The 15,386-nt window shown below is 61.0% G+C and carries 11 protein-coding genes and 2 rRNA genes; 9 read left to right on the plus strand and 4 right to left on the minus strand.

Going from position 1 to position 15,386, the window contains the following annotated elements; translation table 11 throughout:
* Positions 1 to 13: 13 nt before the first annotated feature.
* The 3 genes from QQ992_RS09185 (at position 14) to QQ992_RS09195 (ending at position 5,304) form a co-directional block, all read left to right on the plus strand.
* Positions 14 to 2,905, plus strand: a 23S ribosomal RNA gene (locus tag QQ992_RS09185).
* Between the two features lie 134 nt (positions 2,906 to 3,039).
* A 5S ribosomal RNA gene (rrf, locus tag QQ992_RS09190) occupies positions 3,040 to 3,155 on the plus strand.
* Positions 3,156 to 3,495: 340 nt separating this feature from the next.
* On the plus strand, positions 3,496 to 5,304 hold the full coding sequence (locus QQ992_RS09195) for an ABC transporter ATP-binding protein/permease (protein WP_286113128.1): 1,809 nt from the start codon (positions 3,496 to 3,498) through the stop codon (positions 5,302 to 5,304).
* 58 nt (positions 5,305 to 5,362) lie between these two features.
* On the opposite strand, the gene QQ992_RS09200 is transcribed toward QQ992_RS09195, so the two are convergent.
* Positions 5,363 to 6,565 carry an MFS transporter gene (locus tag QQ992_RS09200; RefSeq protein ID WP_286113129.1) on the minus strand — a complete coding sequence of 401 codons (1,203 nt, stop codon included), beginning with the start codon at positions 6,563 to 6,565 and terminating at the stop codon, positions 5,363 to 5,365.
* A 203-nt stretch (positions 6,566 to 6,768) separates the two neighbouring features.
* On the minus strand, positions 6,769 to 7,083 hold the full coding sequence (locus QQ992_RS09205; protein WP_286113131.1) for a helix-turn-helix domain-containing protein: 315 nt from the start codon (positions 7,081 to 7,083) through the stop codon (positions 6,769 to 6,771).
* A 395-nt stretch (positions 7,084 to 7,478) separates the two neighbouring features.
* Here QQ992_RS09205 and QQ992_RS09210 point away from each other — a divergent pair, with 395 nt between their 5' ends.
* From QQ992_RS09210 to QQ992_RS09230, 5 genes are all read left to right on the plus strand, one after another.
* Complete coding sequence (locus QQ992_RS09210; protein ID WP_286113133.1) at positions 7,479 to 9,719, plus strand: TonB-dependent siderophore receptor; 2,241 nt, start codon at positions 7,479 to 7,481, stop codon at positions 9,717 to 9,719.
* 142 nt (positions 9,720 to 9,861) lie between these two features.
* Positions 9,862 to 10,149, plus strand: a complete 288-nt coding sequence (locus tag QQ992_RS09215; protein WP_198753339.1) for an iron transporter — start codon at positions 9,862 to 9,864, stop codon at positions 10,147 to 10,149.
* Positions 10,146 to 11,666, plus strand: coding sequence for a PepSY-associated TM helix domain-containing protein (locus QQ992_RS09220; RefSeq protein WP_286113135.1), 1,521 nt, complete (start codon positions 10,146 to 10,148; stop codon positions 11,664 to 11,666). The genes QQ992_RS09215 and QQ992_RS09220 overlap by 4 nt, the downstream gene beginning before the upstream one ends.
* Positions 11,663 to 11,995 carry a DUF3325 domain-containing protein gene (locus tag QQ992_RS09225; protein WP_286113136.1) on the plus strand — a complete coding sequence of 111 codons (333 nt, stop codon included), beginning with the start codon at positions 11,663 to 11,665 and terminating at the stop codon, positions 11,993 to 11,995. Before QQ992_RS09220 ends, QQ992_RS09225 begins: the two co-directional genes overlap by 4 nt.
* 99 nt (positions 11,996 to 12,094) lie before the next feature.
* The gene (locus QQ992_RS09230) at positions 12,095 to 12,634 is read left to right on the plus strand and encodes a histidine phosphatase family protein (protein WP_286113137.1); all 540 of its coding nucleotides are present in this window, start codon (positions 12,095 to 12,097) and stop codon (positions 12,632 to 12,634) included.
* Positions 12,635 to 12,637: 3 nt separating this feature from the next.
* On the opposite strand, the gene QQ992_RS09235 is transcribed toward QQ992_RS09230, so the two are convergent.
* Entirely contained in the window at positions 12,638 to 13,423 is a 786-nt protein-coding gene (locus QQ992_RS09235) for a sulfite exporter TauE/SafE family protein (RefSeq protein ID WP_012271535.1), read from the minus strand.
* A 105-nt stretch (positions 13,424 to 13,528) separates the two neighbouring features.
* Entirely contained in the window at positions 13,529 to 14,122 is a 594-nt protein-coding gene (locus QQ992_RS09240; protein ID WP_016714792.1) for a helix-turn-helix domain-containing protein, read from the minus strand.
* Positions 14,123 to 14,237: 115 nt separating this feature from the next.
* Between QQ992_RS09240 and QQ992_RS09245 the strand changes: the two genes are divergently transcribed.
* Positions 14,238 to 15,374, plus strand: a complete 1,137-nt coding sequence (locus QQ992_RS09245; RefSeq protein WP_286113140.1) for an NAD(P)/FAD-dependent oxidoreductase — start codon at positions 14,238 to 14,240, stop codon at positions 15,372 to 15,374.
* The last annotated feature ends 12 nt before the right edge of the window (positions 15,375 to 15,386 follow it).

Consider the following 15,386-nt stretch of genomic DNA (forward strand, 5'->3'; position numbering starts at 1 on the left):
CTTGGGGTTATATGGTCAAGTGAAGAAGCGCATACGGTGGATGCCTTGGCAGTCAGAGGCGATGAAAGACGTGGTAGCCTGCGATAAGCTTTGGGGAGTCGGCAAACAGACTGTGATCCAGAGATCTCTGAATGGGGGAACCCACTCAGCATAAGCTGAGTATCTTGTACTGAATACATAGGTGCAAGAGGCGAACCAGGGGAACTGAAACATCTAAGTACCCTGAGGAAAAGAAATCAACCGAGATTCCCTTAGTAGTGGCGAGCGAACGGGGACCAGCCCTTAAGTTGATTTGAGATTAGTGGAACGCTCTGGAAAGTGCGGCCATAGTGGGTGATAGCCCCGTACACGAAAATCTCTTGTCAATGAAATCGAGTAGGACGGAGCACGAGAAACTTTGTCTGAATATGGGGGGACCATCCTCCAAGGCTAAATACTACTGACTGACCGATAGTGAACCAGTACCGTGAGGGAAAGGCGAAAAGAACCCCGGAGAGGGGAGTGAAATAGAACCTGAAACCGTATGCGTACAAGCAGTGGGAGCCTACTTGTTAGGTGACTGCGTACCTTTTGTATAATGGGTCAGCGACTTATATTCAGTGGCGAGCTTAACCGAATAGGGGAGGCGTAGCGAAAGCGAGTCTTAATAGGGCGTTTAGTCGCTGGGTATAGACCCGAAACCGGGCGATCTATCCATGGGCAGGTTGAAGGTTAGGTAACACTGACTGGAGGACCGAACCGACTACCGTTGAAAAGTTAGCGGATGACCTGTGGATCGGAGTGAAAGGCTAATCAAGCTCGGAGATAGCTGGTTCTCCTCGAAAGCTATTTAGGTAGCGCCTCATGTATCACTGTAGGGGGTAGAGCACTGTTTCGGCTAGGGGGTCATCCCGACTTACCAAACCGATGCAAACTCCGAATACCTACAAGTGCCGAGCATGGGAGACACACGGCGGGTGCTAACGTCCGTCGTGAAAAGGGAAACAACCCAGACCGTCAGCTAAGGTCCCAAAGTCATGGTTAAGTGGGAAACGATGTGGGAAGGCTTAGACAGCTAGGAGGTTGGCTTAGAAGCAGCCACCCTTTAAAGAAAGCGTAATAGCTCACTAGTCGAGTCGGCCTGCGCGGAAGATGTAACGGGGCTCAAACCATGCACCGAAGCTACGGGTATCATCTTATGATGATGCGGTAGAGGAGCGTTCTGTAAGCCTGTGAAGGTGAGTTGAGAAGCTTGCTGGAGGTATCAGAAGTGCGAATGCTGACATGAGTAACGACAATGCGAGTGAAAAACTCGCACGCCGAAAGACCAAGGTTTCCTGCGCAACGTTAATCGACGCAGGGTTAGTCGGTCCCTAAGGCGAGGCTGAAAAGCGTAGTCGATGGAAAACAGGTTAATATTCCTGTACTTCCAGTTATTGCGATGGAGGGACGGAGAAGGTTAGGCCAGCCTGGCGTTGGTTGTCCAGGTTTAAGGTGGTAGGCTGAAATCTTAGGCAAATCCGGGATTTCAAGGCCGAGAGCTGATGACGAGTTGCCTTTAGGCGACGAAGTGGTTGATACCATGCTTCCAAGAAAAGCTCCTAAGCTTCAGATAACTGGGAACCGTACCCCAAACCGACACAGGTGGTTAGGTAGAGAATACCAAGGCGCTTGAGAGAACTCGGGTGAAGGAACTAGGCAAAATGGCACCGTAACTTCGGGAGAAGGTGCGCCGGCGAGGGTGAAGGACTTGCTCCGTAAGCCCATGCCGGTCGAAGATACCAGGCCGCTGCGACTGTTTATTAAAAACACAGCACTCTGCAAACACGAAAGTGGACGTATAGGGTGTGACGCCTGCCCGGTGCCGGAAGGTTAATTGATGGGGTTAGCGCAAGCGAAGCTCTTGATCGAAGCCCCGGTAAACGGCGGCCGTAACTATAACGGTCCTAAGGTAGCGAAATTCCTTGTCGGGTAAGTTCCGACCTGCACGAATGGCGTAACGATGGCGGCGCTGTCTCCACCCGAGACTCAGTGAAATTGAAATCGCTGTGAAGATGCAGTGTATCCGCGGCTAGACGGAAAGACCCCGTGAACCTTTACTATAGCTTTGCACTGGACTTTGAATTTGCTTGTGTAGGATAGGTGGGAGGCTTTGAAGTGGGGACGCCAGTTCTCATGGAGCCATCCTTGAAATACCACCCTGGCAACTTTGAGGTTCTAACTCAGGTCCGTTATCCGGATCGAGGACAGTGTATGGTGGGTAGTTTGACTGGGGCGGTCTCCTCCCAAAGAGTAACGGAGGAGTACGAAGGTGCGCTCAGACCGGTCGGAAATCGGTCGTAGAGTATAAAGGCAAAAGCGCGCTTGACTGCGAGACAAACACGTCGAGCAGGTACGAAAGTAGGTCTTAGTGATCCGGTGGTTCTGTATGGAAGGGCCATCGCTCAACGGATAAAAGGTACTCCGGGGATAACAGGCTGATACCGCCCAAGAGTTCATATCGACGGCGGTGTTTGGCACCTCGATGTCGGCTCATCACATCCTGGGGCTGAAGCCGGTCCCAAGGGTATGGCTGTTCGCCATTTAAAGTGGTACGCGAGCTGGGTTTAGAACGTCGTGAGACAGTTCGGTCCCTATCTGCCGTGGACGTTTGAGATTTGAGAGGGGCTGCTCCTAGTACGAGAGGACCGGAGTGGACGAACCTCTGGTGTTCCGGTTGTCACGCCAGTGGCATTGCCGGGTAGCTATGTTCGGAAGAGATAACCGCTGAAAGCATCTAAGCGGGAAACTTGCCTCAAGATGAGATCTCACTGGGATCTTGAATCCCCTAAAGGGCCGTCGAAGACTACGACGTTGATAGGTTGGGTGTGTAAGCGCTGTGAGGCGTTGAGCTAACCAATACTAATTGCCCGTGAGGCTTGACCATATAACACCCAAGCAATTTGCGCGTCAGAGCCAAATTGTGGTGGTGAAGATGATACGAACCGAAAGTTCGCAACCACAAATTCACATATCCGAATTCGCTAGAGCATCCATCTGGATCTTCTGGCAACAGAATTTCTTGACGACCATAGAGCATTGGAACCACCTGATCCCATCCCGAACTCAGCAGTGAAACGATGCATCGCCGATGGTAGTGTGGGGTTTCCCCATGTGAGAGTAGGTCATCGTCAAGATTCATTTCGCAAAACCCCTATCTGCACATGCAGGTAGGGGTTTTGTCTTTATGGCCCGAAAAATCCCCAGACTCACGCGAATCTCCCAGCCGCACGCGATCCCTGTAGGAGCGGCCTTGTGTCGCGATCGGGCGCGCAGCGGCCGCAATCCAGGCGCCGCGGTTTACCTGGAGATCGCGGGGGCAGGTTTTACGGCCGCTGCGCGCCCGATCGCGACACAAGGCCGCTCCTACAACGACCGCGCTGGCACCACAAGCAATCATGAAATGTGCGTCATCTATGCCTGACGAATCGCGGAGCAATGCTACGCTCGCGGAAATACTCAGCACGGATACCCACCATGGAAATGAACTGGCACCAGGCTTTGCAAGAGAGCCTGAGCTGGCTGGCAATCGCCTCGTTCATCACCCTAGTCTGCTTCGCGGCAGCCGCCACACTGGCCGTGCGCTGCACGCGATGGGGCAGTCAGTTCTGGCAGCTCGCCGGGCCCTATTTCAGTTTCAGGCGCAGTTGGCGGCCGCTGTTGGTGTTTGCGTTGCTGCTGGCGTTGACACTGTTCTCTGTACGGCTGAACGTGCTGTTCTCGTTCTGGTACAACGGCTTCTACAGTGCTTTGCAGGGCCTTGATCAAACCGCGTTCTGGTACTTGCTTGGCGTCTTTGCCGTACTGGCTACCATTCATGTGTTGCGCTCGCTGTTCACGTTCTATGTAACCCAGGCATTCAGCATTCATTGGCGGGTCTGGCTCACCGAGCGCCTGACCCACGACTGGATGAAAGGCGATGCCTACTACCGCGGCCAGTTCCTCGCCGAGCCGGTGGACAACCCCGACCAGCGTATCGAACTGGATGTCAACGCCTTCGTCACCAACTCGGTGAGCCTGGCGTTGGGCGCGGTCAGTGCGCTGGTTTCGCTGGTGGCTTTCACCGGTATTCTCTGGGGGCTGTCGGCACCGCTGACGGTGGCCGGGGTGGAGATCCCCCGGGCGATGGTGTTTGCCGTTTACCTGTATGTCATTGTCGCCACCTGGGTCGCCTTCCGCCTCGGGCGCCCATTGATCCGCCTGAATTTCCTCAACGAAAAACTCACTGCGAACTTCCGCTATGCGCTGATGCGCTTGCGTGAGAACGCCGAGAACATCGCCTTCTACCAAGGTGCTCAGGTCGAGCGGGGCACCTTGCTGGGCCGCTTTGCTGCCTTGATCGTGAATGCCTGGGCGTTGGTGTTCCGAAACCTCAAGTTCAGTGGTTTCAACCTGGGCGTCAGCCAGGTTGCCGTGGTGTTCCCGTTCATTCTGCAGGCGCCGCGTTTCTTCAGCGGAGCGATCAAGCTGGGCGACGTCATGCAAACGTCCCAGGCATTTGGCCAGGTGCAGGATTCGTTGTCGTTCTTCCGTGAGTCGTATGATGCGTTTGCCCAGTACCGGGCGACCCTCGACCGCCTGACCGGGTTTCTCGATGCCAATGAGCAGGCGAGCGCATTGCCACGTGTCCTGACCGAAGACCAGGCGCATGCGCTGCAGATTACTCGCCTGCAGGTGCTGCGTCCGGACGGGCACGCCCTTATTGCCGACCTGGACCTGAGCCTGCACGCGGGTCAGGCGCTCTTGATCAAGGGGCCATCGGGCAGTGGTAAAACCACGCTGCTGCGTGCCCTGGCGGGCCTTTGGCCGTATGCCGAAGGGGAGGTCAGGCGGCCAATGGGCCATCAGGCACTGTTCCTGTCGCAGCGCCCGTACCTGCCTCTGGGTGACTTGCGTACTGTCATTGCCTACCCGGCAGCCAGCAAGCCTGAGGATGAGGTGCGGATGCAGCAGGCGTTGCGCCAGGTCAACCTGGCTCACCTGGCCGAGCGCCTGGGCGTCAGTTGCGACTGGTCACACATTCTTTCGGTGGGTGAGCAGCAGCGTCTGGCATTCGCCCGGGTGCTGTTCAACCGGCCGCAGGTGGTGTTCCTCGACGAGTCCACCTCGGCGATGGATGAGGGCCTCGAACATGCCTTGTATGCGTTGTTGCGCTCGGAAATGCCGGGGGCACTGCTGGTCAGTGTCGGCCACCGCAGCACGCTGGCAGCGTTCCATACCCATCGGCTGGAAGTGGATGGGCATGGCGGTTGGTCATTGCTGGAGCAGGAGGCTGCGCTGGCCTAGTTTGCCTCCGGGTGCTGATCACCGTCCAACACGGCGATCAGCCGGGCGCTTTCCAGGCTCAGCGCAGCAGTATCAACCCCGCCAGAGTGGCGCCAGCGAACCCCGCGCCGACCAGAAAGGTTGCCTGAAATCCTGCGCCATCCCACAGCAATCCGGCTACCACGCTGGCGGCCAGCAGTGCCACGCCGCTCAGCAGGTTGAACAGGCCGAAGGCGGTACCACGCAGGTTGGCCGGGGCACTGTCGGCGATCATGGCCGCGAAGACACCTTGGCTGAAGCCCAGGTGCAGGCCCCAGGCCGCCACCCCCATGGCCAGCCCGCCCCAGCCCGGTAGCAGGGCCAACAGCAGGTCGGCAGCGATCAGCAAACCCAACCCGGCCATCAGCACGCCGCGGCGCCCCACCCGGTCCGACAGCACGCCGGCAGGGTAGGCCGACAGTGAGTAGGCCAGCGCCATCAAGACCAGCACCGCCGGCGCCCACAGCGGTGCCAGGCCCATGTCCTGGGCACGCAGCAGCAGGAACGCTTCGCTGAAGCGGGCGAGGGTGAACAACGTTGCCAGACCGATCAGGCGCCAATACGCCGACCCGAGGTGCACCATCTCGTGCAGTGCCAACGGTGTGCGTACCGGCCGTGCGGCAGGCCGCGTTTCAGGTTCCCGAACGAAGGCGATGAGAATGTACACCGCTACAAATGCCGGGATCACCGCTACCCAGAACACGGTTTGGAAATGGCTCGCGGTCAGCCACATCAGCACGATTGCCAACAACGGCCCGAGGAAGGCGCCCACGGTATCGAGCGCCTGGCGCAGGCCGAACGCCGCGCCCCGCAGCTCGGCGGGGGTGACATCGGCCACCAGCGCATCGCGCGGCGCCCCGCGAATGCCTTTACCGACCCGGTCCACGAAACGTGCTGCGGTCAGCCATTCCAGCCCGGAGGCAATGGGGAACACCGGCTTGGTCAGCGCAGCCAGGCCATAACCGAGCACCGTCAGCAGCTTGCGCTTGCCCAGCCGGTCGCTGAGGGCGCCGGAAAACACCTTTGTGATCGATGCGGTCGCTTCGGCAATGCCTTCGATAACGCCCACCGCGACTACCGACGTGCCGAGCACGGTAACCATGTACAGCGGCAGCAGCGCATGGATCATCTCCGAGGAGATATCCATGAACATCGACACGAAGCCCAGCGCCCAGACGCTGCGAGGGATCTTCGGCAGGCTTCTGGTGGTGTGTGCAGAGCGGCTGTCTTCATTGCTGCGCATCTGGGCTCCCGACAGAGTTGCTACGTTCGAAACTGTAGGAGCCTCCGTGCAGGATGCAAATCGGATGAGTGGGTAGCGGCAATGGCCAGTGTGCTCACCACCCAGGTCGCTGGGTGGTGGCGTGTAGCCTGAGCGCCGTGACACGCGCCGGTTGCCGAGGCCACTGCGCGGCTCGCCGCAGGCACGCTCGTTCAGGGGAGCCGTTACAGGCCCTGAAGCACTTCACGAAAAACGTCCGGGCGAGAAGCTGCAATGTGGAGTAGGGACCGAGCGGCACCTGATGGCGCGCGCCTACCTTGCTCCCATTCCTGAAGGGTGCGTACTGAAACGCCCAGCAACTCGGCAAACTTGAGCTGGGAGAGCCCCGTTCTGCTCCGCGCCTCGGCGGCCTTGGTCACCTCTATCTGATGTACTGCACCATAGCGGCCAGCTTTCACGTTGCGTATGGACTCCAGCAACTCCTCACCGATGTTACGGCTGGCATCGCGCAGCATCAGCTCTTTTTCAGTCAGGGGCATGGTTGAGCTCCTTGGTAATATCCCTACGTCTTTGACGTAGTTATTTTGCTATGTTCGGCTGAGCTCAAGAAGCGTGAGGATGTATCGACGGGTTTCTAATGAGCGCGTTGGCGCTGAAGTTTCCGGGGTCGCTACGAGGCCTTCCAGCAAGCCAGCGCCTACAAGGGCCGCGCAAGACTCCGTGCGTTGCGAACAGCAACTGCTCTATCCCGCGTTTCAGCAAAGTTCCGTTACAAACATGTAAACTTCGTAAATAAGATTTACTCGCATTTGCATCTCTCTATATTTACCTCCCCTGTTGGCCACCAAACTGTGTTTGTGGGGCCGGTGGGCGAGGGCCCCCGGTTTCCGACAGGGATGTGCCTTTTCGCTCATGAATCGCAGGAGATGTACCCATGCAGTGCAGAACTTCACCCAATAGCCTGGCCCTGGCGTTCGTCGCGCTGGCGTCGCCGGCCATGATGGCCACCGCGGCTGAAGCCGAGGAGCAGCGTGCGGGTGAGGTGCTGGAAGTGCCGGTCGCCGACAACGCGCTGGTGATCCAGGACACCCTGATCACCGCCGAGCGCGAGGCGCGCCAGGCCCTGGGCTCGTCGATCATCACTGCCGAAGACATCAAGCGCCACCCGCCGAGCAATGACCTGTCCGACATCATCCGCCGCGAGCCCGGCGTCAACCTGACCGGCAACAGCGCCAGTGGCGCGCGGGGCAACAACCGTCAGATCGACCTGCGCGGCATGGGCCCGGAGAACACCTTGATCCTCATCGACGGCAAACCGTCCAGCGCACGCAACGCCGTGCGTTATGGCTGGAACGGTGACCGCGATACCCGAGGTGAAACCAACTGGGTGCCGGCCGAAGCGGTCGAGCGCATCGAGATTCTGCGCGGCCCGGCTGCCGCACGTTACGGTTCCGGCGCCATGGGCGGGGTGGTCAACATCATCACCAAGCGCCCCACCGATGAACTCAAGGGCAGTGTCAGCCTGTATACCCAACTGCCGGAAGACAGCGCCGAAGGCGCCAGCCGCCGCGCCAACTTCAACCTGGGTGGCGGCCTTACCGACAACCTCGGGTTCCGCCTGTATGGCGGCTTGGCCAAGACCGACGCCGACGACCTCGACATCAACGCCAGCCACGCCAACAGCGCACTGGTTGCCGGACGCGAAGGTGTGCGCAACAAAGACATCAATGGCTTGCTGAGCTGGAAGCTCAACGACGAGCACCGCCTTGAAGCCAGCGCAGGCTACAGCCGTCAGGGCAACATCTACGCGGGCGACACCATGAACAGCAACGGCGGCAGCGATGTCGCGTTGATTTCCAGCCTGTATGGCCACGAAACCAACATCATGCAGCGCAGCACGTACGACCTGACCCACTTGGGCGACTTTACCTGGGGCACCAGCAAGACCACCCTGGCGTACGAGTACGTGCGTAACTGGCGCCTCAACGAGGGCCTGGCCGGTGGCCCGGAAGGGGCGATCAACGACAGCGGCGCGGCGATGTCGCGGCTGCGCAACACGCGCTTGAGCAGTGAGGTCAACTTGCCGTTCGCCATGGGCAGCACTGAACATGTGCTGACCTTGGGGGGTGAGTACCTGTACGAGTCGCTTAACGACCAGGGCTCGTTCCGCCCGCAAAGCTTCGACCCGAGCGGTTCGGGCAGTGATGCGATCAGCGGCTTCGATCGCAGCGATACGAAGATGACGGCCAGAAGCTATGCGTTGTTCGTCGAGGACAATATCGTCCTGGGTGATACGACCGTGACGCCCGGCCTGCGCTTTGACCATCACGAGATGTTTGGCGACAACTTCAGCCCAAGCCTGAACCTGTCGCACAAGCTGACCGAGGCACTGTCGGTCAAGGGCGGCATTGCTCGCGCCTACAAGGTACCGAACCTGTACCAGTCCAACCCCAATTACCTGCTCTACAGCCGTGGCCAGGGTTGCAGTGTGCAGCAGACCAACTCCGGCGGTTGCTACCTGCAAGGTAACGCCGATCTCAAGCCAGAGATCAGCGTCAACAAGGAAATCGGCCTGCTGTACGACCGTGGTACCTGGCGTACCAGCGCGACCTATTTCCGCAACGACTACAAGAACAAGATCATCGGCGGGACCGATGTGCTCTACGCCATTAACAGCGGTCGCCGCGTGACCCAGTGGGAGAACGCGGGCGAAGCGCGGGTGGAAGGTATCGAGGGCAACTTCTTCATCGAACTGACACCGACCCTGGACTGGAACACCAACCTGACCTGGATGCTCGACAACGACAACCGCGAAACCGGCGAGCCGCTGTCGGTGATCCCGGAGTACACCGTCAACACCACCCTCGACTGGCGCGCCACCGAGCAGCTGTCGCTCCAGGTCGCGGGCACCTACTTTGGCAAGCAGAAGTCACCGACCTACAACTACCGCACCCAGCAAGACTACGACAAGACCGCGCAGCAGGACGTAGAGGCGTATGGCCTGGTGGACGTGAGTGCCGGGTACAAGTTCAACGCCAACTACGACGTGCGGGTAGGCGTGAACAACGTGTTCGACAAGCAGATCCTGCGGGGCGGCAACGCCAGCAGCTCGGGGGCAAACACCTATAACCAGCCGGGCAGGGCGGTGTTTGCTGCGCTGAATATCAACTTCTGACAGCGGGGGCCGTTTTGCGGCCCGATCGCGACACAAGGCCGCTCCTACAGGCGATTCGCATTCCCTGTAGGAGCGGCCTTGTGTCGAGATCGGGCTGCAAAGCAGCCCCAGATGCCCTACCTGTCCATGCCACGGAGCCCCGATGATGAAAGCCCCCGCCTGGCTACAAATACTCTCCCGCAGCACCGCCGCACTGCTCGGCGGCTATGTCCTGAGCTACGCCGCCACTGCCTGCCTGGCCCGTATCCTGCCGCTGTCTGCCACCGACGCGATCATCGTCGCGACCCTGCCCGCGTTCATTTTCTACACCGCCACCATCCTCTGGGCCTTCGCCAGCCGTGATGCCTTGCGCGCCTGGGCGCCGCTGGCACTGGCCGTGCCCCTGGCCCTGGTCGGTTTCTGGCCGCAGATACTGGAGCGCCTGGCATGAAAAACACCTTCACCCAGTCGATGGCCTGGCTGCACACCTGGGCCGGCTTGATCTTCGGCTGGCTGCTGTTCGCCATCTTCGTTACTGGCACGCTGGCAGTGTTCGACAAGGAGCTCAACCACTGGATGCAGCCGGAAATTCCGGCCACTCAAGTGTCCCAGGCCGCCGCCGCCCAGCGTGCCATCGCCTACCTACAGGCCCATGAGCCGGCGGCCGGCAACTGGGGCATCAGCCTGCCGAACGAGCGCTCGCCAGGGCTGCGCGTGTCCACCGGCGAGCGGCGCCACGGCGGCGGCGTACAGCTCGACCCGCGCACCGGCGAAGCCATCGAGGTGCGTGACAGCGTCGGCGGCAACTTTTTCTTCCGCTTCCACTTCACCCTCGACCTGCCGCGCAACTGGGGCATCTTCGTGGTCGGCGCGCTGGCACTGGTGATGCTGGCCGCATTGGTGACGGGAATTGTCATCCACAAGAAGATCTTCAAGGAGTTCTTCACCTTCCGGCCGAACAAGGGCCAGCGCTCGTGGCTGGATTTCCACAACGCCAGCGCGGTGCTGTTGCTGCCGTTCCACCTGATGATCACCTATACCGGCCTGGTGATCTTCATGCTCATTTATATCCCTGCCGGGGTGGATGCACTCTTTGCCGGTGACACCCGCGCCTACTTCCAGGCACAGGGTAATGCCCGCGTGGAGCAGCCCCGTGGCTTGGCCCGGCAGCCGGCCACCCTGGTCGATGTGGCGCCGTTGCTGGCCCAGGCCGAGGCGCGGCTGGGGCCTGTTGGCGGCTTGAACATTCGCAACCCCAACACCGCAGCGGCGCGTATCGAAATCCGCCCCGAACTGGGCAACCGCATCGCCCTCGCCAAGGGGCAGGCCATGGTTTTCGACGGCGTCAGCGGGGCGTTACTCAGCGACGTGCCTGAATGGCGTGCGGCGCCGCTGACCCAACGGGTCATGGTCGGCCTGCACTTCGCCCAGTTCGGCGGCTACCCGATGCGCTGGCTGTACTTCATGTGCGGGTTGGTCAGTTGCCTGATGATCGCCAGCGGCCTGGTGCTGTTCTGCGTGAAGCGTGGGCGTAAATACGCCAGCGCCACCGCCGAAAAATCGGCACGGCGTTGGTACCGGGTGGCCGAAGTGTGCAACGTAGGCTTTATCAGCGGCCTGCTGTTGGCATGCGTGGGGCTGCTGTGGGCCAGCCGTTTGCTACCGGTGGATTTGATGCAGCGGGAAAGCTGGGAAGTGCGCGCGTTCTTCGGCGTATGGCTGCTGGCGCTGTTGCATGCCGGCGTCAGGCCGGCGCGGCGCGCCTGGGTCGAACAACTGCTGCTGGCGGCATTGCTGTGCATCGGTCTGGGTGCATTTGGCGGCCTCGAAGACACGATGCGCCTGGGCGTAGCGGGCTGTGCGCTGGTGCTGGGGGTGTTGCTTGGTCTGGTGGCCTGGCGGGTATGGCAAGCACAGCCTGCGCAACAGAAGACCAGGGTAGGCCGGCAGCAGGAGGCCAAGGCATGATGATGTGGATCATAGGTGGCGTGGTGTTCGCCTACGCCGGCATGCTTGGGCTGTGCCAAGGGCTGGAGCGGCATTACAAGCAAGTGTGGAGCCGGGCGTGCCCACGCGCGCTGCGTATCGGCCTGCGCAGTGCAGGTTGGTTGGCGTTGCTGGCCAGCCTGATGATGTGTGCCCAGGCCTGGGGCTGGGCCATGGGGCCGGTAGCCTGGTTCGGCGCGCTGTCGCTGGCGGGGTTGCTGCTGGTGATGCTGCTGCCGTACTGGCCGCGGATGGCGGTCGGGTTGGTGGCCGCGGTGCCAGTGTGGGGCCTGGTGTCACTGATAGCTTGACCGGGCCTCATCGCGGTAAAGGCTGCTACGACATAGTTGCAGCCAAAAGCTTCGCAGCGTGGTAAATCATGGGCCCCAGCCTGCTGCGAGAGCGCCCCGGTGAAAGCCGTCCGCCTGACCCTGATCTGCCATGCCCTGACCCAGGCCCAGAAGGTCGGGCGCCTGCACCGTACAGATGACGGCATCTTGCCGTTAACGCAACAACCCGACGCCACACTGTCCGGCATGCAGCTGCTGGCTGCGCCAGAGCGGCGAGCCTGCGAGACGGCTACCTGGTTGGCGGGGCAGGTGCAGGTCGAACCGGGCTTGGCCGATTGCGACCTGGGTCACTGGCAGGGGCTGGCGTTGAAGCAATTGCAGGCTGAGCAGCCTGAAGCATTGGCGCAATGGTTACAGGACCCGGCCAGTGCGCCGCACGGGGGGGAGTCGTTCGCTGCCCTGTGCCAGCGCCTGGCCGACTGGCTGGCAGCCTTCGACAGGCCGGGCGATTGGCTGGCGGTGACCCACCCCATGGTCATGCGCGCTGTGTTGGTCCAGGTGTTGGGGTGCCCGATGAAGGCCAGCCAGCGTATCGACGTACTCCCCCTGTCACGCCTGGATCTGGGCTTTACCGGGCAGTGGCGCCTGCGCCTGGAATGAGGCTCAGAACGCCAGCTTGTAGCCGATCAGCAGCAACATCGCCGCCAGGCACGGGCGCAGCACCCGGTCGGAGATGCGTCCGGTGAGGTGGCTGCCCAGGTAGATGCCAGGCAGCGAGCCCAGCAGCAGGTAGCCCAGCAGCGACCAGTCCATGTTGCCCATGCCCGCGTGGCCCAGGCCTGCTACCAGGGTAAGAGGTACGGCGTGGGCGATTTCGGTACCGACCAGGCGGCGGGTGACCAGGAACGGGTACAGCAGGAACAACGCCACGGTGCCCAAGGCGCCAGCACCGATGGAGGTGAGTGTGACCATTACCCCCAGCACAACGCCGGTGAGTACGGTGAGGATGTTCAGGCTGCGATCGCTGAGGTGGTAGTGGTCACCGGCATGACGGCTGGCAAAGGCCTGCAGGCGCGATTTGAACAGGATGGCCAGCGCGGTCAGGATCAGCACCACCGCCAGGCCTTGCTTGATGATGGCATTGAGCGCCGAGGTGTCGGTGTGCAGGGTGCTGAGGAACCACAGGGTCAGCGCAGCGGCGGGCACGCTGCCCAGGCTGAGCAGGCCGGTGATTTTCCAGTCGATGTTCTTCTGGCGCGCATGCACCCAGACGCCACTGGCCTTGGTGATGGCCGCATAGAGCAGGTCGGTACCGACGGCCGTAGCCGGGTTGATGCCAAACCACAACAGGATCGGGGTCATCAGCGAGCCGCCACCGACGCCGGTCATGCCGACGATGAAACCCACGACCAGGCCAGCAATGGTGAAACCAAAAGAACCTACATCCATACGCTACTCGACTGCCCAACTTTGCCCGTTATCGGATGCAGCCAGCATATAGATTTTTTTATAGCCAAATAGACTTGTTCGTTATTAGGTTATAACCGAGGCGGATTAGCGATCCGTCATCACCACCATCACATGCGCATCGCCGCCGTCCTCGCTTTCGGACAGGTAGATATGCCCCACCTGGCTGTCGAAATACGCCGTTTCCTGTGGCCCGATGCTCACCGCTTCGCCGGTTTCGAACTCGATGCGCACGCGCCCGCTCAGCACCAGGGCGAACTCTTGCCCGGGGTGGCGGATAAAGTCGTCGAACTGGCCGCGTTCACGGGCGATGATGCGGGCATAAGCCGGCGTCATGCGCCGCTCGGGGAAGTCGCCGGCGATCGGGTGGTAGTCATAGGTGCCGGTCGAGTAGCCCGCTGCCGCCGGCAATGAATCGACCACCACGGTCACGGGCACCGGGGCGTTGACCGTGGCACCGGAGCGGAACAACTGGGCAATATCGACATTCAGCGCCCGCGCAGCGGCGGCGAGCTTTTCATAACTGACCGACACCTGTGCCAGCTCCATCTTCGACAAGGTGGACAGTGGTACGCCACTGGCTTCGGACAATTGCTTGAGGGTCATCTGGCGCGCCTTGCGCACCTGGCGCAGGCGCTGGCCGACTACGGCGCGGTCAAGCAGGGGTAGGGCAGCGGGCATTCAGCGTTCTCGGCATACGGCGTTGGTCGGGCATCTTACCTTGGACACTTGCGCATTTCTAAATTCTCATATATTAGAATTCTCATAAATGATAATTTGCTTGGCAGGAGCGTGCATGACCCCGATCTACGACACCCTGATCATCGGTGCCGGCATTGCCGGTGCCTCGCTGGGCTATCGCCTGGCGGGCCAGCAGCGGGTACTGCTGCTCGAGCGCGAAGCACAGCCTGGTTACCATTCCACCGGGCGTTCGGCGGCCATGTTCATGGAGGCCTACGGCACTGCGCAGATCCAGGCGCTGACCCGCGCCAGCCGGGCCTTTTATGAAGCCCCGCCGGAAGGCTTCTGCGAGCACCCGCTGCTGGAGCCGCGCGGCTGCCTGTATGTGGCCAGCGTGGAGCAGCGCGAACTGCTTGAGCAGACCCACGCGCAGAACCTGGCCAATGGCACCGAGGTCAGCCTGCTGGACCGTGATGCCGCGTTGGCACTGGTACCCAGCCTGCGCAGCGAAACCCTGGCGGGCGCAGTGCTGGAGCCGGGCGCGATGGACCTTGATGTGCATGCCTTGCACCAAGGCTTCTTGCGCGGTTATCGCGCTGCCGGGGGTGAGCTGCGCTGCAACGCCGAGCTGATCCAGGCCGTGTACCTGGACAACCTGTGGCAGGTGGAATTGGCTGATGGCAGCCGTCTGCAGGCACGTCAGCTGGTCAATGCCGCGGGTGCCTGGGCGGACCGTGTGGCCGAGCAATGCGGTGTGGGGCGCATCGGCCTGCAACCGTGCCGGCGCAGTGCATTCACCTTTCCTGGCCCTGCCGACCAGGACTTCGCCCGCTGGCCGGCGGTGATTGGTGTCGACGAAAGCTTCTACTTCAAACCCGACGCCGGGCAATTGCTCGGTTCGCCTGCCAACGCCGACCCGGTAGAGCCGCAGGATGCTGCGCCGGAAGAGCTCGATGTGGCGTTGGGCATTTACAACATCGAAAGCATGACCACCTTGACGATCCGCCGCCCCAGTCACACCTGGGCCGGGCTGCGTTCGTTCGTTGCAGACGGCGACCTGGTGGTGGGTTTCGATGCACACGCCCCTGCGTTCTTCTGGCTGGCGGCGCAAGGTGGCTATGGCATCCAGTCGGCAGCGGGGGCCTCGCGCCTGGCCGCCGACCTGCTGCTTGGCCAACCCCTGTGCTCTAGCCTTGTCAGCCAGGGGGTGGCGCCCGAGCGCCTGTCCCCGGCGCGTTTCCAGCAACCTTGAAAGGAGCATCCC

This window comes from Pseudomonas kurunegalensis (genome assembly GCF_030291635.1).
GTDB lineage: Bacteria > Pseudomonadota > Gammaproteobacteria > Pseudomonadales > Pseudomonadaceae > Aquipseudomonas > Aquipseudomonas monteilii.

Excerpts from the sequence above, each read along its gene's own strand:
- QQ992_RS09235 (WP_012271535.1), bottom strand. The coding sequence starts at position 13,423 with ATGGATGTAGGTTCTTTTGGTTTCACCATTGCTGGCCTGGTCGTGGGT.
- QQ992_RS09245 (WP_286113140.1), top strand. The coding sequence starts at position 14,238 with ATGACCCCGATCTACGACACCCTGATCATCGGTGCCGGCATTGCCGGT.
- QQ992_RS09200 (WP_286113129.1), bottom strand. The coding sequence starts at position 6,565 with ATGCGCAGCAATGAAGACAGCCGCTCTGCACACACCACCAGAAGCCTG.
- QQ992_RS09220 (WP_286113135.1), top strand. The coding sequence starts at position 10,146 with ATGAAAAACACCTTCACCCAGTCGATGGCCTGGCTGCACACCTGGGCC.
- QQ992_RS09240 (WP_016714792.1), bottom strand. The coding sequence starts at position 14,122 with ATGCCCGCTGCCCTACCCCTGCTTGACCGCGCCGTAGTCGGCCAGCGC.
- QQ992_RS09205 (WP_286113131.1), bottom strand. The coding sequence starts at position 7,083 with ATGCCCCTGACTGAAAAAGAGCTGATGCTGCGCGATGCCAGCCGTAAC.
- QQ992_RS09210 (WP_286113133.1), top strand. The coding sequence starts at position 7,479 with ATGCAGTGCAGAACTTCACCCAATAGCCTGGCCCTGGCGTTCGTCGCG.
- QQ992_RS09195 (WP_286113128.1), top strand. The coding sequence starts at position 3,496 with ATGGAAATGAACTGGCACCAGGCTTTGCAAGAGAGCCTGAGCTGGCTG.
- QQ992_RS09225 (WP_286113136.1), top strand. The coding sequence starts at position 11,663 with ATGATGATGTGGATCATAGGTGGCGTGGTGTTCGCCTACGCCGGCATG.
- QQ992_RS09215 (WP_198753339.1), top strand. The coding sequence starts at position 9,862 with ATGATGAAAGCCCCCGCCTGGCTACAAATACTCTCCCGCAGCACCGCC.